This is a genomic window from Nitrospira calida (genome assembly GCF_976986435.1).
In genome coordinates, this window is sequence record NZ_OZ335950.1 from 2,047,548 (window position 1) to 2,066,369 (window position 18,822).

Consider the following 18,822-nt stretch of genomic DNA (forward strand, 5'->3'; position numbering starts at 1 on the left):
CGTCTGTGAGGTCATCATTTGGAGCACAATTTCCACATAGAAACAGCCGGACGCGGAGAAACTGTGCGGAGTTACCAAATCTTCCAGGGAGCTTTTCCCGAATTCCAGAGGTCTTCCAGATAGTTCTTTTCTCGTAATGTGTCCATGCAAGACCAAAAGCCGTAATGCCGGTACCCGACCATTTGGCCCTCGCGCGCGAGTCGCTCGGAGGGAGTTCGCTCCCATGGCGTGTCATCTCCGTCGATATAGTCGATGACCCGACGGTGTAACACGAAAAAACCGCCGTTGATCCACCCTTCGCCGGATTGCGGTTTTTCGTAAAAGTCTCTGACATGGTCTCCTTCAAACGCCATCCGTCCAAAACGGGCCGGTGTTCTGACGGCGGTAACAGTCGCCAGCTTTCCATGGGATTTGTGAAATTTGATCAGCGATTCGATATCGATATCCGCCACGCCGTCTCCGTACGTAAAGAGAAATGTGTCGTCGTCTCCCAGCCAGGTCTTGACCCGCTTCAATCTTCCGCCGGTTTGGGTATGGAGGCCGGTTTCGACAAGATGAACTTGCCAGTCGGTTTGGACCTTCGTGTCGCCGCCGTTGTGAATCGTCGTCGTGCCCGTTGCCAGATCGACCGAAATGTCGTTGTTGAAGGCGTAGAAATTGAGGAAGTAGTCCTTGATCATTTCGCCTTTGTAGCCCAGCGTAATGATGAATTCCTTAATCCCGTAGGCGGCGTAAATCTTCATGATGTGCCAGAGAATTGGTTTCCCGCCGACTTCGACCATCGGCTTCGGTTTGAGGATGGTTTCTTCGGAGAGGCGGGTGCCGAATCCTCCGGCGAGGATGACCGCTTTCATACGTTACTCCCCTTTGTGACAACCAATGTCGGATGTTCCCCGGCTTGGGTAAACGTCGTCGTCCACTTCAAGAGAGGGCGCAACACGCCTTCCATCTCCCCTGCCCAATCACCGCGAGCGGAATCCCCGTCAAGGGTGTCGAGCACCTGAAACGACACGACGTTCCTTTCATGGAATTGGACGATCACTCCATGCAAAACGCACAACGCCACGTCAACGAAAATGCGACCCTCGGCGAACAGATTGCCCGGAAGCCAAACGGTCGTTATATACCGGCCGGCCGGCCGTGGCCGCCCGCGCCATGAGGGATCAAGGTCGGGTGGACAGAAGAGACACACGTTTTCTTCGTTGGTGAATCGAAAAAACGGCTGCAACACATGCCCCCCTTCCTTGACTTCGTATTCCATATCGATTCCGAACGGTTGTCGGATGTCGATGGCATCGGTGACTCTGCCTTCTTCCGTTCTCACCCGCACCGCCCGTAAGCGAACGATTTCGCCCTGGGGCGCCGTGGTCGGGTCCGACCACTCCCGCACGGCTGAGGATCCGACATCTGACCCCATATACGTCGCGATGACCTGATGGGCAGGGCCGTCCATGCGCACGACTCCGTCTTCAAGCAGGATCACGCGTTTGCAAATGCGCGCGACGGCCGGCATGCTGTGCGACACGAACAGGATCGTGCGGCCGTGTTTGCCAACGTCTTCCATCTTGTTGAGGCATTTCTTTTGGAAGCGGCTGTCCCCGACCGCGAGCACTTCGTCAAGAATCAAAATTTCAGGTTCCAGATGCGCGGCGACGGCGAAGGCAAGTCGCACGAACATGCCATTCGAATATCGTTTGACAGGTGTGTCGATGAACTTTTCGATCTCGGCGAATGCGACGATCTCGTCGAATTTGGCGTCGATCTCGGCTTTTTTCATTCCGAGTAACGATCCGCTCAGGTACACGTTGTCTCTCCCGGTGAGTTCCGGGTGAAACCCCGTCCCGACTTCGAGCAGACTGCTGACCCGGCCGTGTAGTAACGCCCGCCCCTCTGTCGGCTCTGTAATGCGCGACAAGATTTTCAACAAGGTGCTTTTCCCCGCTCCGTTACGTCCGATAATACCGACCACCTCACCGGGCTTGATCTCGAAGGACACATCTTTGAGCGCCCAGAACGTCTCCTGAGAGTGTGAAAAGAACCCACGCATTGAGACAAGCCGGCGAAGTCTTTCTACCAGCGCATCACTTAGGGTGTGATAGGATGGCTGCCGCACCCCGATCAGGTACTGCTTGCTGAGGTGCTCAACTTTGACGGAAATGTCTGTCATAGGATGTTTCAATAGGCCGGGATGAAGATGAAAAAGTCAGCGCTAGACTACGTCGCTAAAGGTTCGTGACATTCGATTGAAAAAAATGAGACCGAAAATGAGCAGAATGCCGGTCGCCGATGCGCTTAACATCGCTGTCCTCGTGTCGGGCGCAGCCCCTCCAAGGAGCGCCCAGCGGAACCCTTCAATGATGCCAGCCATCGGATTCAAGCTATAGACAGTGCGCCATTGCTCTGGTACGAGAGCCAAGGGATACACGACCGGCGACGCGTACATCCAAAGTTGTGTCAGCAACGGGATGGCTCCGGCGACGTCGCGATAGTGGACGTTCAATGCGGAAAGCCACAGACTGACCGCCAAGGATGTCCCGAGAGTAAACAGCACAAGCATGGGAATTGCGATGACTTTCCACGTCGGCGCGATTCCATACCAAGCCATCAACAGAAGGAACAGAGCAAACGCAATGACGAAGTCGATAACGCCGGCGAGCGTGGAAGCGATCGGCAGGATCACCCTCGGGAAATAGACTTTTTTCACCAAGTTGGATTCCGCGACCACGCTCTGACCGCTCCGCTCGAGGCTTCTCGCCAACAGAGTCCAGGGAAGAAGAGCCGCGTAGGCGAACAACGGGTACGGCAATCCATCCGACGGCAGCTTGGCCCACAGGCTGAACACGATTGTAAAGATCACCAGTGCGGCCAAGGGCTGAATGATCGCCCATGCGACACCCAAGACGGTCTGGGCATAGCGTGCTTTCATGTCCCGCCAGGCCAAGAAGTACAGCAACTCTCTGAAGTCCCAGAGTTCCTGAACATTCAGATAAAACGAGTTGCGCCTCGACTCGATCACAGTCGGAGAGAGTACAGCGTTCGCAGGGGCCATCGAAGCTTGGGCGTGTATCATCGCCGTATCACCATCGGGCTTCACCGCCGTCGTTCTGTTGAATGCTTGTGAAACAAACATTGAAGTTTGAGTTTCGGAGACGGAGAGGATGGACTACCGTCGATCCGGTGAATACCGGTTCAACTTCCGTTGTCTTCCGGCACCTTGCAGTAATGAGCTCCGCGGCGACAAATCTAGCAAATGCTTTCAGGTCGCCGAGACGAGGTTACCGGACTTATGACACACCCGGCGGACCCGTGCGGCAGTCCGCCAGTTCTCACCCTATGCTCCAGACTGCCTAAAGATTGGCAATCTGTTCCAACGCAACGACGACTCTGGCGTTGAAAGCCAAGGCCTTCAACAACAGGATCGCTCGCTGAGACCCTGTCAACTCCCGTTCAAAAATCGCCTCGAGGCCGTTCAGGGTTCCGTTCGCAATCCGGACGATTTGACCGGGACGGAACGGTCTGGTCGGAACGCTTAAGCATCCCTCATCAAGACGGGCTTTCAAGCCTTCAATCAAAGAATCGTCGACCACGGCCGGATCGTGTCCGAAGCGAACGATGCTTTTGACGCCTCGTGCATAGAGCACGGCGCGATACGACTCCTTCATGCTGAATCGCGCGAACAGATACCCTGGGAACAGGGGACTGACCTTCGTCTCCTGTCGTCGTCGAATCCATTTGCGTTCCCGCAGTAGCGGACAGAACGTTTCGATGCCTAAACGCTGAAGCGTTCCTTCTGCGATGCGTTCTTGATGCGGCTTGGTCGAAATCGCGAACCAACAGCGCGTTGCGGGAGACACCATCGGCTGGTCGTTCGTCTCTCGCACTAAGCTTTCGGCAACCGATCCCGTGGGCGGTGAAGCCACCGTTGGCGCCGTCATGTTCGCGTTGCGCCAAAACAATCTCGCAGAGGCATTACGCCATTCCATAAATGTTCTCCTGGGCGCGCGATAGAGGCGCGACGCCGTTCGCCGCGACGGAATTGTTCGCGACGGCGAACAAGGTCGGCACGGCCTCTCGAAGCGGACAAAATGCGAAGTCCTGCAAGAGGCATTTCAGTCGCAATTCGGTTTTCTCGAGATTAAGGTAATGCCGTATCCGCGATGTCAGGGTGCCCCGCATCCTTGGCTGCGCAGGATCCAGTTCCCACGGATGAAGATACATCACGAGCGGATGGCCATTCTTCTCCAGTCGTTTAAGCATGGTGCGCAGCACGGGATACGGAAACAGACGGAAATAGCCACCACCTGCAACAGGAATTCGCAAACCGAATACGCCGAAGGATGACGGGGGAACCTCCCATAACGGGCCCGAGGTCGTTGATATCTCATGACACCACGGTGTCGCCCCGGGCACGCCATACCGGTCATGAAATACCGGAAAAATGCTCGAATCGTACGCATACCCTTCTTCCGCCAGAATGGGAAGGGCCCACTGCGTCTCGGTTGTGATTGTGAAGCTCGGCGCCCTGTAGCCCAAGACGCTCGTCCCAGTCACGTCTTCCAGAATTCTTTTGGTTTTTCTCACGTCTTCGCGAAAGAGGGCCGGAGTCTGTGCGGTGATCAATTCGTGCGCATAGCCGTGAGAAGCGACTTCGTGCCCTTGCTTGACCAAGTCCCGAATCATGCGGGGATGACGCTCGGCAACCCAGCCCAAAACAAAGAACGTCGCTCTTATCTTGTGATCCTCAAGCAACGCCAGGATCTTCTGGACGTTTCGTTCCACCCGGCTTTCGAAGCAATCCCAGTGTCTACGCCGCATGGGAGAGGCGAATGCCGACACGTGAAAATGTTCTTCCACGTCAAAAGACAGATAATGCTTCACTGTCTCTGGTGAAACGAGACTTTTCACCGCGCCCCCTCGCCGCGCAGCATCACCCGAAGTGTTTGCACGAGCACCAACGCATCCAGCCAAAGCGACAAGTTTTTTACGTAGTACAGGTCATATTGCAGTTTTATGTGAGCATCTTCGGCTGATGCTCCGTAACGAAATTTCGTCTGCGCCCATCCCGTAATGCCTGGCCTGACCGTATGTCTCAGATCGTAGTACGGAATGAAGGATCGCAATTCCTGGACAAAAACCGGTCGTTCGGGCCTCGGACCAACCAGGCTCATTTCTCCCTTCAGCACGTTGATCAATTGCGGCAACTCGTCGATTCGAAGTTTTCGCAGCCACCGTCCGACTCGAGAAATGCGGGGATCGTTCGTGTCGGCCCAGCGGGGTCCGTGTTTCTCAGCGTCCTGCCACATCGAACGGAACTTCCACATCATATAGGGATGTCCCCGCAAACCGACGCGCATTTGGCGATAAAAGACCGGGCCCGGAGAGTCCAGCTTGATCAGCAGCGCGACCGCGACCATGAACGGCGCCAGTGCCAAAAGACCCGTTATAGAAACAACGACGTCGATGAGTCGTTTCAGCGCCATCGTGATCCAACGGCGGCGGAAACCGGTCGAAAAAATCAACACGCTCGGTCTCAGCACGTCGATGAAAAGGCGTCCGGCTTCTTCTTCGTACAGCATGTGCCCGTCGATAACTTCAATGCCCATCGCTTTAAAGTCGAGCAATGTCTGTACAGGCAGCACGGTGCGCTGGTCCTCCAAACAGACCACGATGGTGTGGACGTTGTGGCTCTCGGCGATTTCGAATAGCCGTTCGTACGTACCAATGATCGCATGTCGCCCCAGGCGTTGTCCGATTCTTCCTGGGTCCCTATCCAGGAACCCGACGATCTCCGTGGTCCACCTCTGCCGGTCGAGTAAAATCTGGCAAAGATCGACGGCGAGTTTTCCACTTCCCAGGATAAGCACCCGACGTTTCCATCCCGGCAATGTGAGCAACGGCCGAGAGGCGGTTTGGGCAGTTGTCGCTGTTATTACAGCCATGCGTTCGTGACCGTCCTCTTCAAAGGCTCTTCGCCCTGGGTTGAACGTAATACCCCTCCTGCAAATAGTGCGGGGCGTCTTGAGAACGAACTCCTGTCAGCAAGGCCGTTTTTTCTTGTTTGCTTTTCAGGGCCGACAAGGCTCGCTTGGCGAGATCTCTAGGCGTATTGCCGGCCCGAATAACGAGCACGAGGACATCGGCCATATTGACAAGCATGTTGACGTCGGCCACCGGATAGACCGGCGGCGTATCGAGCACGATGAAATCGTGGTGATCGCGAAACGTTTCGAGCAGAGATTGAAGCTTTTCGATCTGATGCAACTGGACGGGATACTTCGCGGAGCCCCCTGTAAGGAGAGACAATGGGGCGCCGTTGAGCGATTGAATGCAGGAATTGGCAGGGACATTGTCGCGGAGCACCTCGGCCAACCCCGGCCCTTCCGGCAGTCCCGCGTAACGGCCCAATTTCGGATGCTTCAGATCGCAGTCGATAGCGAGCGTCGATTTTCCCAAATCGTGGGCGAGGACATAGGCAAGATTCAGGGCACTCGATGTCTTGCCTTCCCCTTTCAACGTGCTGGTCACCAGTACGACGGTGGATTTACGGTGCCCGCTCATCAGCACCAGACGAGTAGCCGCGACACGATACTGTTCGGCTGCCACTGAGGCCGGTTTCCACCTCGTGACGAAGTTTAATTCATGATGGTACCGGGGATGCGCTTCTTTCGTTCCTCCGCGTTTGCCGCTGGGCGTTCGTTCGTTTCCCCAAGCAGCCAGCGATTTCCAACTCGCCTGCAACGTTGTCGGATGCTGTGGTTCCGACGCAACCGCTTCGCTCTGCGGAGACGGGAGAGGGAGATGCCCTTCCGACTTGAGCAACTTACCGAAGACAGTGCCATAGGCCAGGCTGAAGTCCGGAACCGTGCCCACGACTGATATGCCGAGAATGCGCTCGACCTCTTCGGCGTCCTGAAACACAACCCGGAGTTGCTCAAGAAAGATCGCGGAACCGAATCCCAACCCGCATCCGACGGCCAGACCGGCCATGAGGAAACGGAATTTGTCCGGCCATTCCGGCGTGTCCGGAAGATTCGCGCGATCGATGACTCTAAACTGTTCGCCCTGTTGCTTGCGTTCCAGGTTCTCGGCGATACGGGCGTTCAGTCGTTTGTCCAACAATGCCTGGTAATTGCGTTGGAGATTTTCATAGTCGCGCATCAAGGTGGCCAATTGCTGTTCGCGCACCGGCGTATTTTCGACCCGGGTCTCATAAATTTTGATCTGCGCGTTTAACCGATTGAGGGCGTCCTTTGTCGTCTCAATCTCGCTTTTGACTTCTCGTTGTTGCCTCAGCAGTTCGCGCAGGACTGGATTGTTCGAGGCTTTCTGTTCCGTCCCGGATGCCGCGGTGAGAGATTCCTCCGATGCGTCCGATTCAGGAGGGAGCGACTTGAGCCTCGCAATCTCTTGTTTTAGCAAGATGATGTCCGGGTACGTATCTTTATACGTCGCCGACAACGTCGCCAGCCGGCTTTCCATCTCTTTAAGTCTGGCGGAACGAGTGGTTGGGCGTAGAGGTAAGGGAATGGAGGCTGAGCCGGTGGTCTGATACTCTTTGATGGCTTTCTCTATGGAATCCAGGCGGTCGTTCAGCTTGTGCAGCGTCTCCGACCGTGTCGCGACTTCCGTCTGCAGTCTGTCCAACGCTCGTAGGTTAGCCTCGATCTGACCTGGCAACTCGCCCATGTACCGAAGTTTAAATTCGGAAATGGCTTTCTCCTTGGCCTCCAACTCTTCCTTGGCCATATTCAGTTCCCCAAGAAGGAATTCCGTTGCACGTTCAACCAGTTGCTCGCGATTTCGTAGATTTTCTTGGATGAAGAGTTCGGCCAATTTCGCCGTCACCTTCATGGCGGTAACAGGGCTCTCGTTCCGATAGGAGATGGAGAAGGCTTCGTCTCGGGATGTGGTAATCTCGATGTTCTTTCGCAGGCTTTCCAGGATGTCGTCGATCGAGTCTTCCTTTTGTCTTTCCGAAGCCAGTCCAACCTCCTCGATAACTTGGGTCAATATTTTTCTGCTGAGTACCAGTTGTCTGATCGTTCCGAGCCGCTCTTGCACAGAGCCGGTGACGACCCCCTTCACATAACTTTCTGGCACCTTTTGGCTTTCCACGACGATCAATGTGGACGACTTGTATCGCTTAGGAAGAAACTCGGCGAGGGCCCATGCACTTGCTACGCAAGTGAGCAAGACGGACACGATCAGCCACTTGCGCCGGCTGAAAATGCGAAGATAGTCATGCGGAGTATAGTTCGTCATGGGCTTAAAACCAGACTTTTTGAAGTTGGAGAAGGATCATGTGCCTGTCGAACGTGATCTGCTCTCCAGTGACGCCAATAACACCACCGGCAGGCGTCAGACCTTTTGATTGAAAGAACGAATACAGATAGTTGCCCGAAATGAGGAAGCCAGGGGCCGCCCTGTAAATGAACGAGGCGCTGGCGAGGTACGAATCGAACGAAAACTCTGGGGGTGCATTAGGGACGCCTTCTGGTAAGGCGGCACCAATCGACTGGCTTCTTGCGTAATTTGCGGCTACGCTTGCGGACAGCCTCGGACCTAAGGTGCGTGTGACACCGAGGCTCACGAGGTCAGTTGTGACCGGCGCGCCTACTGCGAGAAAATTCGGAGAGACCTGCCGTGAGTAGCTGAGGGAGATCATATCAGGGAACCGAGTCCAGGTGATGGACGCGTTTCCGGTATATTGGAGACTATGGCTCGGTATGACTTCCTGGACCGAGGCGGACACGAATCCGATGACCGCTGGTGTAAACAGTGGTCGTCGATAGGCGATCAGCCCTCCGTTGGTCTCAAAGTAGGGGGGAAATTCGCTGATTTGACCGCTAAGGAAATCAGTTCGGTTATGGGTAAGCAGGATGCGGATTGTTTCGTTTGGAGAGAGACTGATTTGGGGACCAGCCGAAAAAGACCGAGAATCGGTACTGACGAGGCTGGCCATTGCTGGTGCCCCCGGCGTCGCTCCATACCGTTGAAACGCATGGGTCGCGTTCATGTATAGACTGAGCGCAGGCGTCACGGCGTAAGTGCTCACGACCGAAGCCGAATTTGTGATTGTGTTGACACGCTGAATCTGAAGCCCTCTCGCAAACGCACTGGCCGGGTCCTGGTCAGCCGGATCGCCCGCTGCGTTGACTGCTCCACCAGCCAAGAACGCCGGCGGCTGCGGGGTGTACGTGAATGAATCCGAAACCAGCAACGTCATCCGTGGCACGGCTTGTTGAACCAGGCGCGTCAAATCCAGAAATCCGCCGACGTTGCCTCCGATATAGTTCAACTGGGGATGTTTTGCGTAGTATTCCGCTATGCCACCAAGCTGCAAGCTTCCTCTAACGAGTCCTCCGGTGTGAGGAATAAGAGCTACCTGGGGAGAAAGGGTGGTCACGAAATCGTCTCTTTCGAGCCCCGCGATTCGCGGCGTGTTAAATACATTCGTATCGTAGCGTTGAGCGATGGAAACAGAGGGCACTATGGCCGGCAGCATGCTCAACCCGCCTAAGACGCCGGTTGTGAGAGGAATTCCCTGCAAAGCCCCTCCCGGACTGGGCACTCCATACTGGTTGTGGAACTGGTCTGGTCCTTGATCGATGACTCCTTCCAATATGCGCCAGACCTGCGGAGACGCTTCGTCTCCGGATGTCCGGGGCATCCAGCGCGATTGGACCGATGAATCCGTCCCTTGAAAAGAAAGTGGGTTCAGGAATGTCGCTCCCGGAAGCATCGGTTCACCCGCGGATATGGTCGTTGCATTTCCGAAGATCGTCATCATTCCCCATACCCAGATCAGGTGCCGTCGCTGCCTGATCGATCCGCTATGGCACCACAATCGTGTCACCTGATCGGAGAATAAAATTTCCTACTTTGCTCTTGCCCGCTACTAAATCGTCATAGCCAACTGGAATCCGGACTTCTTCCATGCGACCTGTCCCGTTCCTCACCATACGGACGACGTGCATCTTGTTTTTCGAAGCAAACGGAGTGAATCCGTTCGCGAGCGAGATGCCTTGAAGCACTGTGGCATAGGATTGCAGCGGGTATTTGCCCGGTTTCGTCACTTCCCCGACCACGTAGATGTAATAGCTTTTCACCTCTTTGACCTGCACGGAGACCGTAGGATTGCCCATGTATTCGACCAACCGCTCAGCGATCCGTTTTGCAAGCACGTCGGTGGACACTCCCGCTGCTGGCACGTCGCCGATAAGCGGCATCGAAATCATGCCGTCAGGCCTGACGACGACTTCCCTCGAGAGATCCTGGTTCCTCCAGACCGTCACGGTCAGAACGTCTTCAGGACCGAGCAAGAATGACGACGGCGGCTCATATTCAACCTGATATTTCTGTTCAGCGGCGCAGCCGACGATCCCCCATACGCTCACCATGATCAGGATTGCGGCCGCGGCTCGAACGATCGGGATGCTTCGGCTGCACGTAAGAGTATCGTTCACCATGCTTCCACGCGCTTTGAACAATGGATGCGAGTCGTCGGGCAACCTACGGGGATGCAAGTTTCAGCGCTCCGGTATGACCACCATCGTTTCGGATGGGATCACGATCTGGTCGCCCGGTTTGAGTTCGATGTTCTGATTGGTGCCATCACGCAACACAATGTCGTCGTAACTAGCTTTGATTTTGATCAACCCTTCGCCGTCTCTTCCGAATCGAAAAACGACGATTTTGTTCCGTGCTGCCACAGGGGTAAAACCGCCGGCGAGCGTGATGGCTTGCAGCAGCGTGGTCTTGCTTTTCAATGGGTACCGGCCTGGCGTCTTGACTTCGCCCAGAACATAAATCAGGTAACTGTTGACCTGATTCACCACGATGGATACGACCGGGTTTTCCATAAAGGCCTTGAGTCGATTCGCGATGTCTGCGGTCAACTGCGAGGTGGTTCTGCCAACGGCCGAAACGTCGCCGATAAGCGGCATCGAGATTCGTCCATCCGGTCTCACCTGAACGGATTTCGACAGATCAGCGTTTTTCCAAACTGTGATCTCCAGGACGTCTTCCGGTCCTATGATGTAATCAGGCGTGACGATGAGCGAAGATTTCTCGGCGAACTGGTTGGCTGATTGCCCCTCCGACGATGGATTTTGTCCCAACGATGCAGCGCACACCTGTTCGTGTGCAGGGCCACTCCATACCAGAACAAAGAACCCCATCAGGATAAGCCGTTGAACGGGTTTCATTGTGTGACTCCTATTGGTGCAATGAGCGGAGACTTTCATTCTTTTGCCTTTCACCGTTCAAACTGATCACACCATGACCAAAATGTCTCTCGGTCTGAATAAGCTCTACAGACAAAAACCAAACCTCAGAACATGAACTTCAGCCCGACGAAATAAGGTCCATTGCCGTTGACCTTTCCGAACGGCAGCCGACGCGTCCAACGCACCTCCGCCAGCGTCGGCACCTCGGCCGGCGTGATCGGCGTCGGCACGTACACTTTCAGCACCTGTTCCACCGGCGGCGCATGGTCCATGAGCACCAGCATTCCCCCGCTGCTGATGTTGACCGACAGGGCTTTCCCTTGGCGAATTACCGGAACCGGTTCACCCACCGGCGCCGTCATTTCGTAGGGAATCGGGCGCAGCAGCGCGACCCGCTCACTATGCTTTTGGTGACTTTCCACAATAGGCCACTCCCACTCGTTCGGAACCACGGTCATCCCTCCTGGATGGAATTGTGTGGAGCTTCTCCATGTGCCTTGCTGCGTCCGTGGATTGTGGTTCATGCCGGGACCCGATATCGCTCACAATCCACGGACAGCGGTGGTTTTTTTCTCGGCTTTGCTGAGCCCCGTGTCCAATTCCCCCCAGGGCCGCTATGACCGAAACGGTTCGATTGCTCGACTGTTCTTGATCGCCGGTGTAGAATCGCGCTGTCTGGAAAAGAAAATCTTGGAGGGAGACTATAGAAGACTCTCTCTGAAGCCACAATACCGACGATGTAGGCTTCAAAGATCGAAAGGCGGGTGTTGACTCCCTCGAAAGGGTTATGTACGATCGGCCATCTCCATTTCTAAATTTGCTCCACCTTACTCAACGGAACTCGATTACTCGTTTCCTTCACATCGATTGAGCACTTGTTGTGCGATGAGCCATGAACGACTCACTGACTGATTCTTCCGACCGCGTCGAAGCGATTGCCGAACAACGCTCGGGTCCCGGAATCATCGTGCTTTCCTCCTCTATGCAACTGCTCCATATGAACCGGCAGGCTGCGGAGTTGTGCCGTCAAATTAATGCGGCCGAGAATACGACTGGCGGGAACGCCAAAGCGGCCCATGGAGTGCTCCCGACCGCGCTGACGGAGCTGTGCGCCGAAATCGTCAAGGCCTTGCAGGTCCGGACGGAGGCCAAGGACTGGGAGCAGTTCGAATTGAAACGTCTGGCCGGTAACGCCAAGCAGCAGGTCTTATTGAGAGGTTTCGGACTCCCCGATCGGGGGGGAATTCAGCAGGCGCGTCTGGTCATCACCATGGAGGAAGTCGGGCGTCGGCAAAACGTGAGCACCGAACAGGCCAAGGAGCGTTTTCAACTGACGAATCGCGAACAGGCCGTTGTGGAGCACCTAGCCAAGGGATGGACGAACAAAGAAATCGCCAACGCGCTGCAGATTACCGAGCAAACAGTCAAAGAACACATTAAACACATCATGCGCAAGACCAACGCAACCACAAGGACCGGGATTCTTGCTCAGATCTTCCGCGCATAGCCATCCTACGGAAACAGCCGGCAGCCGATAGCCAACAGCAACAGCTTCATTCCTACCCCTCTCCCCAACTGAAGGGGGGGTGAGGGAAAGAGCGATTTTCATTTTCTTCCTAATTCCGGATGAGCCAACTGCTTGTCAAGGCTTGTTGTAAAAACCCAACAGGCGTTGGACATTTGAGACGGCAACGAAGAATCACATTGGAGTAAGTTGGAAAAATCGCGGTGAATCAATGAGTTCGTTGGTTTAACTGTTGGCGCGGTCATTGCTATCCTTTTTAGCTTGTCTTGATGATGGACAATCCATAACAAAGGTTCTGCTTTATGAAGCGGTTTCTCCTTCAGTCCTTCGCAGGAATCATCGGGATCGTCTTACTGAGCAGTTGCCAGGCTCTCGGTCCCGGCACCAAGCCCGCATATGTCGACAATGGTCGCTTTATGGATTTGTGGCAAGGCTATACCCGCTGCAAATCGGGGACCGACGTGGAGATAATGCGGGATGAGGCGGGCAGGTTGATCCGGACAGCCCAAGCCCTCACCGTTAGGGACGGCTTCGTGCTTCCCTTGCCCGGGCGCTTTGAGCGGTTGGTGTCCGAACCCCGACCGCGGTTGGCAGTGGATGTCAAGGCGATGGCCGCAGCTTGCGCGATTTATACCGGAAATCTCGCCCTCTCGGTCGGCAAGAACGACATCGCGTTCGAAATGTTTTATCACGTGATCAAGAACCACCCGCAACCTGAATACGCCTACTACGTGTCACAGGCCAAGGTCGGGTTGGCAGCCGTGGATCTCGGACTGCAAGCTTCGGCGCGGTGAATCCTGATCGGTCATCTTCGACGATCAGTCTCCAGAAGCTCCCTCTCCTTGTCAGTTCCTACTGCCCAGCGGCTCTTTCAACCGGCGTTCCGGCTTTCGCTACCCTGCGGTACAGCTCGACATAAGCTTGGGCTGATCCGGTCCACGATACATCCGCAGTCATTCCGGCCTCGATGAGCGAACGCCAGGCTTCGCGGTCTTGATATACACACAGCGCCAAACAGATCGCCGTCAGCAGCGCGTGCGGTGTCGCTTCTCCGAACATGAACCCCGTTGCCCGCCGCTCACGCAGCGCGAGAGGGGAATACGGAACCACGGTATCCGCAAGGCCGCCGGTTCGGCGCACGATAGGGACCGTCCCGTATCGCAAGCTGTAAAGCTGACTTAAGCCGCAGGGTTCGTATCGCGACGGCATCACAAACATGTCCGCTCCGGCTTCAATCCGATGTGCGAGCCCTTCGTCAAAGCCGATGCGCACGCCGATCTTTCGAGGAAATTTGGCCTGAAGCGACCGTAGTTCGGCTTCGTACTCCGGATCTCCCGTTCCCAGCACGGCCAGTTGCAGGTTTAGCTCCATCAGTTCAGGGACGATGCTCAAGAGCAGATCCAGGCCTTTTTGTCCGGTCAGACGGGAAACCATCGCCAACAGGGGTACGTTGTCAGCCGAGAGATCCAGTTCATGCTGGAGCGCGCGTTTGCAGGTCGACTTCCCAGAAAGATCGGCGGCTGAATACCGCGCGGGGATCAGCTGGTCAGCAGCGGGATTCCACACTTCGATGTCAACGCCGTTGACCACGCCGATCAAACGATCCTTGCACTGCGCCAACACCCCCTCGAGTCCGAAGCCGAATTCGGGGGTCTGAATCTCACGGCTGTACGTTGGGCTTACCGTCGTCAGAAAATCCGCGAAGAGGATGCCGCCCTTCAAGACATTCAGCGAGCCGTAAAATTCCAGACCGGCCGGAGTGAACAGTGCGACAGGCAGTCCGGTCTCCGCAAAACGCTCACCGGGAAAGAGTCCCTGATAGGCGACATTGTGCAGAGTCAAAATCGAGCGCACCCCGGCGACTTCAGGCCGTCCGGCGTACAGCGTGCGCAAGTACACCGCACAGAGGGCCGTCTGCCAATCGTGCAAATGGAGCAGATCGGGCTTCCAGCCGTCGGCGCGCTGAAACGCGATCAACAGCTCTAGGACCGCGCGCGAGAAGAAGCTGAACCGCTCCAGATTGTCCGGATAGTCGACTCCCCGTTCCTGGTACAGGCCGGGTCGGAAGAAAAAGGGGTCGTGCCGGACGGCAAACACCGGGACGGATGTGCGGGCGTTGGGATTCGGCGGGAACAGTTCGGTTCGTTCCACCAAAGCGTCGACAGAACCGGAGGGTGACGGCACTGTGATGCGCGCGTAGTCGGCAAACCGATACCCGCTCCGATCGAGCGCGCTGTAGCGGGGGATGACCAGGCGCACGTCATGGCCCAACCGCGCCAGTTCCAGCGGCAGCGCGCCGGCCACATCGGCCAGTCCGCCGGTCTTGGCGAACGGAACTGCCTCCGAGGAGGCCATCAGAATCTTCAACGGCTGGGAGTCGCGAGGAGAGAGCGCCATCAGAGCAATCGCCGGCTCTTCGGTTGCTCCGGTTTGACCGGCTGGCACACGTCGCACTGGCAGATTCGGCGCAGAAACGTATACGAATAGATGCCGGTGTCATGCCCGTCGCTCCACTTGAATCGCAAGGCGTATCGCCCGACCGGTTCGACGTCCTGCAGCATGATCAACAGCGGGACATCGTCAGGCTTGAGGCGCAGCTCGCCGGTCCATTCATCCGTGCATGCCGCGCAAGGACAGTGCTGGCGCAAGTAACGGACCGGGTACACGCCCTTGTGGCCATCGCTCCAGACGATGCCGAGCACACCCTTGTCGACCCACCCCATGTCCTGGGGTTCAAGAGGTGCAGATCGCTCATGGCTCTTCACGTGTCACCTGCTTACAGGCCAACGTGCTCTTCTCCGCGCAAACCCGTCATGTGTTCCGCAGCGCGGACTTCGGTGCAGCCCCTAGGTCATCGAGGCGACACCCATGACCACCAGTGCTAACCCTGACCGCAACAGCACCGGCTTAGCGTCGGTCGGCCCATCGAACCCCAAATAGAATTCTGCTCCCAAGAAGCCTTTACTGAAGAGGTGTGTCATGATTTGAAAGACTGTACCAAAAGAAGATCACGCCGACAAGGCCGGTCTTCTTCCCACCGAGTTGCTTTGCGTCGTTGAGAAAGCGTTGTTTCAGCTGGTTCAGCAATGCTCAAAGGCTATACGGAGATGACCTCTGCTGTGGTAAGAGGACGCGATGCAGAAGAAGCTTTTCGGTTTTTCATCACGCCGGTGATCTTCTCAAACACGTGCCGATCGAGGATGATCCCTACCTCGACCGGACACCAGTCCGCCAAGCGCTAGGCACGGCGTACCTCGCCGTGCTGGGCGCCATCAATCAAGGACTCCTAAGGCGAGGTGTTCCGAACGCGAACTCCCTCACGCTGTGGATAGCTACCGCCGCGCCCTGCGGAAGTATGTGGCGATTTGTAATGGCAAACGGCTCCTGGCGCTCAACAAGCTCTATAACCCTCCATGGTGCCGGTTATTACCGTGGTCTGCTGTACAAGACGAACATCGTGAAGGATGCGCTGAAAGCCGCGCGCACATGAATCGACAACGTGCGTTAGGTCGACCTGCGACGGTGAGAAAGCTGCGGTCTGTGCGTGCCGCGTGGGAACGTTCTGGGGGGCAAAAACAAGGAGTCAGCGCGGAGGACCGTAGACTGACGAATCCTCGACGGCGAGAAAATCGATCGGCGGGAGCCGTTTGCCCGTGACGGTCGTGACGTAGGTCTCGATGGCGGTTTCCAACTCGGTCCGGATCCGACCGGTGGCTCTCAGGCGATCAAGGACGGCCGGCGACCAGCGGAGCGCATGTCGCATGAGCGCAAGGCTTCCGGGCGAGAGCGGAAGGCAGCGGGTCGGTTGCCGTCTGGCGCACAGAGTGCAGATCACTCCCCCAGCGGCCGGAGAGAATTGCGGCTCGCCGGTCATCCGGGTGTTTCCGCAGGCGGAACACTGATCGATCTGCGGCTTAAACCCTGTAAGTCCGAGCACGCGAATTTGAAACAGCAGCGCTGTGAGCGGAGCATCGCGACTATGTTCCAGCGACCGCAAGCCATCGGCCAACGCGTCGAAGATCCGCGGGTCCGGATCGCCTTCCGGCGTGATCGCGGCGACCAGATTCACCATCCGCGCAGCGGCCGACATGAGCGTCAGGTCTTCCCGCAGGGCCGTGAACGGCTCCCGGATATCGACTTGCGAGATGCGGAAGAGAGGATCGCCGGCCTTCTCGAACACGTTCAAGTCGCAGGACACGAACGGTTCCAGCGCGGCGCCGAATCGACTCTTGAGCCGCCGCGCGCCGCGCGCGATACCCCGCACTTTGCCGAGCCGAAGGGTATAAAAGGTGACAACACGATCCGCTTCGCCCCACTTGCGGCTCTTGAGGGTGATGGCAGGTGTCTTCAGCAAGGGCATGGGGCGATCGGAATGATATGCCTTCTTTCAACGACGGAGTATATATCTTAGCACCGTGCCTTCCATAAGGTGAACGGCACCGGAGACGAATTCTCCCATGACGACCCGCCGACCTGAATCTCCCCCAAGCGGAGATGCGCACGAAGGCCTGATTTCCTGGCTACTAAGGGTCTGACGAATCGAAAACACGTCTATGGTCTTCACTGCATGCAGGAACCGCCTTGCATCAACAGCGATAGCGGCCAACATCTGAAAAAAGCCGGAAGTGATTTTGAATGTGGTGCGGTCCTTAAATCCCGAGCGGACTGAGCCGGTCCGGCTCCTAGACAACGCCGACGCGAAGCGCACGGATGTGGCCCATGAGAGTCGGTGCCTTGATGAAGTTACGCGCTGAATCGCTGGTCCTGCCAGAGTCGGCGACCTGGTCGAGACTTCCGTTCGAGTGATGAGTCGGGTGTGCAGGCTTCGGACCTCCCCAGCGGAGAGGGGTACGTTTGCCGCGTCGCGGATGGCATACCAGCCCAGTCAGTGGTGAGGCCGCCGTTAAGGGGGTGCGGAAGCGGCATTCTTGGTGGACCTCAATCGCGTGCTAGCCAGTTGGAGCAGAGAGTACCTTTGTTCGCTCTCATCCCAATGGAAAGTCGCTTCAATATCAAGGTCGACTTGTGGCTCACAAACCAGACGATACTCATCACCGACACTACTTGCGAAGTAGATAAGAACATCGATAACGCTGGAACGTTTGCCCCTGTGTCGGTCCTGCCCTCTTGAGGCTAACTGTCTAGTGTCACTAGGTTGTGAACGCTCCGAACGGTGGCCGGAGAAATCGCTTGGGTGATCGGTGATACCAGTCCTGCGTCAATTGAGCGGGCGGTTTGCCCCCCATGGCCTTGTACGGTCGATGCTCGTTGAAATATCGTTCGAAGCCATACAGGGCTGCGTCCAACAGGGCGGTCGAATCGAAGTGCCAGCGAGAGACCATCTCGGCTTTGATGGTGCCCCCGTGCGTTCGACCAGTCCGTTGGGCCAGGGATGATAGGCCTTGGTCAGGCTGTGCCGGATGCGGCTGCGCCGGCAGCTCTGCGTGAAGAGATGCCCCTTGGGGGAGCGGGCGCCGTTCCGCCCCCGATAGCCGCACAGCGTGAATTCCCGTCCGTTGTCCGTCAGCACCCGATAGAGGCGGAACGGATAGAAGCGTTGACAGTGCGCCAGGAACGCCACGGCACTGGCCATATCGCGTGCCGAGGCCACCGGCATCGTCATCAAGCGCGTGGCCCGATCGATCGCGACACACAGATACCGCCGGGGGCCGCCCAGCCGGGGCAGCGCGAAGGTGTCGAGATGGAGAAAGCCGGGGGGACAGGCGCGGAAGCGCCCCGGGGGTTGGTTTGGGTGAGGCCGCAGCCGGCGGAGCGGAGGGAGCGACAACCGGACCAGTTCGCGATACCCCGCCGAACGACTGAGTTGCGGGAAGACGGTCTGCCGCAACGCCAGCCACACCGTGTCCAGATCCAGCAGCCAGTCTTTGCGCAACCAAGTCAACAAGGGGGCGGCTTCTGGCGGCAAGGCTTTGTGCGACTGGTGCGGCCGACTGGAGCGGTCGGCCCATCGGGGCGGCGGCGTCACTTCCCCACCGTGGCCACACTGATCCCCAGGGCCTTGGCTGGGACTCAATACGGCGTGCGGCTCTGCCGAATGCGTTTGCGTTG

General features: G+C 56.7%; 17 protein-coding genes. 2 read left to right on the plus strand and 15 right to left on the minus strand.

What is annotated here, in order from left to right; translation table 11 throughout:
* Positions 1–71 precede the first annotated feature (71 nt).
* From rfbF to ACWHTU_RS10150, 11 genes are all read right to left on the minus strand, one after another.
* On the minus strand, positions 72–854 hold the full coding sequence (rfbF, locus tag ACWHTU_RS10100) for a glucose-1-phosphate cytidylyltransferase (protein WP_447859220.1): 783 nt from the start codon (positions 852–854) through the stop codon (positions 72–74).
* A complete protein-coding gene (locus tag ACWHTU_RS10105) occupies positions 851–2,047 on the minus strand; it encodes an ABC transporter ATP-binding protein (RefSeq protein ID WP_447863344.1) in 1,197 nt (398 codons plus the stop codon). Before ACWHTU_RS10105 ends, rfbF begins: the two co-directional genes overlap by 4 nt.
* 162 nt (positions 2,048–2,209) lie before the next feature.
* Complete coding sequence (locus ACWHTU_RS10110; RefSeq protein ID WP_447859221.1) at positions 2,210–3,070, minus strand: ABC transporter permease; 861 nt, start codon at positions 3,068–3,070, stop codon at positions 2,210–2,212.
* 277 nt (positions 3,071–3,347) lie between these two features.
* Complete coding sequence (locus tag ACWHTU_RS10115) at positions 3,348–3,857, minus strand: transcription termination/antitermination NusG family protein (protein WP_447859222.1); 510 nt, start codon at positions 3,855–3,857, stop codon at positions 3,348–3,350.
* A gap of 112 nt (positions 3,858–3,969) precedes the next feature.
* Positions 3,970–4,968, minus strand: a complete 999-nt coding sequence (locus ACWHTU_RS10120) for an XrtA system polysaccharide deacetylase (RefSeq protein WP_447859223.1) — start codon at positions 4,966–4,968, stop codon at positions 3,970–3,972.
* Positions 4,902–5,939: a TIGR03013 family XrtA/PEP-CTERM system glycosyltransferase gene (locus ACWHTU_RS10125; RefSeq protein ID WP_447859224.1), complete on the minus strand. Its 1,038-nt coding sequence runs from the start codon at positions 5,937–5,939 to the stop codon at positions 4,902–4,904. Before ACWHTU_RS10125 ends, ACWHTU_RS10120 begins: the two co-directional genes overlap by 67 nt.
* A gap of 19 nt (positions 5,940–5,958) precedes the next feature.
* On the minus strand, positions 5,959–8,262 hold the full coding sequence (locus ACWHTU_RS10130) for an XrtA system polysaccharide chain length determinant (protein WP_447859225.1): 2,304 nt from the start codon (positions 8,260–8,262) through the stop codon (positions 5,959–5,961).
* Positions 8,263–8,266: 4 nt separating this feature from the next.
* On the minus strand, positions 8,267–9,790 hold the full coding sequence (locus ACWHTU_RS10135) for a hypothetical protein (RefSeq protein ID WP_447859226.1): 1,524 nt from the start codon (positions 9,788–9,790) through the stop codon (positions 8,267–8,269).
* Between the two features lie 43 nt (positions 9,791–9,833).
* Positions 9,834–10,469, minus strand: a complete 636-nt coding sequence (locus ACWHTU_RS10140; protein ID WP_447859227.1) for a polysaccharide biosynthesis/export family protein — start codon at positions 10,467–10,469, stop codon at positions 9,834–9,836.
* Positions 10,470–10,529: 60 nt separating this feature from the next.
* Positions 10,530–11,207, minus strand: coding sequence for a polysaccharide biosynthesis/export family protein (locus ACWHTU_RS10145; protein WP_447859228.1), 678 nt, complete (start codon positions 11,205–11,207; stop codon positions 10,530–10,532).
* A gap of 125 nt (positions 11,208–11,332) precedes the next feature.
* Positions 11,333–11,686: a PilZ domain-containing protein gene (locus tag ACWHTU_RS10150; protein ID WP_447859229.1), complete on the minus strand. Its 354-nt coding sequence runs from the start codon at positions 11,684–11,686 to the stop codon at positions 11,333–11,335.
* A 434-nt stretch (positions 11,687–12,120) separates the two neighbouring features.
* Here ACWHTU_RS10150 and ACWHTU_RS10155 point away from each other — a divergent pair, with 434 nt between their 5' ends.
* Together ACWHTU_RS10155 and ACWHTU_RS10160 are read left to right on the plus strand one after the other, a co-directional pair.
* Positions 12,121–12,735 carry a response regulator transcription factor gene (locus tag ACWHTU_RS10155; protein WP_447859230.1) on the plus strand — a complete coding sequence of 205 codons (615 nt, stop codon included), beginning with the start codon at positions 12,121–12,123 and terminating at the stop codon, positions 12,733–12,735.
* A 320-nt stretch (positions 12,736–13,055) separates the two neighbouring features.
* Positions 13,056–13,547, plus strand: coding sequence for a hypothetical protein (locus ACWHTU_RS10160; RefSeq protein ID WP_447859231.1), 492 nt, complete (start codon positions 13,056–13,058; stop codon positions 13,545–13,547).
* Between the two features lie 58 nt (positions 13,548–13,605).
* On the opposite strand, the gene glgA is transcribed toward ACWHTU_RS10160, so the two are convergent.
* From glgA to ACWHTU_RS10180, 4 genes are all read right to left on the minus strand, one after another.
* Positions 13,606–15,150: a glycogen synthase GlgA gene (gene glgA, locus ACWHTU_RS10165; protein ID WP_447859232.1), complete on the minus strand. Its 1,545-nt coding sequence runs from the start codon at positions 15,148–15,150 to the stop codon at positions 13,606–13,608.
* Entirely contained in the window at positions 15,150–15,476 is a 327-nt protein-coding gene (locus ACWHTU_RS10170) for a gamma-butyrobetaine hydroxylase-like domain-containing protein (RefSeq protein ID WP_447859233.1), read from the minus strand. The genes glgA and ACWHTU_RS10170 overlap by 1 nt, the downstream gene beginning before the upstream one ends.
* Positions 15,477–16,336: 860 nt before the next feature.
* Entirely contained in the window at positions 16,337–17,113 is a 777-nt protein-coding gene (gene recO / locus ACWHTU_RS10175; protein WP_447859234.1) for a DNA repair protein RecO, read from the minus strand.
* Between the two features lie 858 nt (positions 17,114–17,971).
* Positions 17,972–18,739 (minus strand): DDE-type integrase/transposase/recombinase, encoded by a 768-nt coding sequence (locus ACWHTU_RS10180; protein WP_447859235.1) that lies wholly within the window; start codon positions 18,737–18,739, stop codon positions 17,972–17,974.
* Positions 18,740–18,822 lie beyond the last annotated feature (83 nt).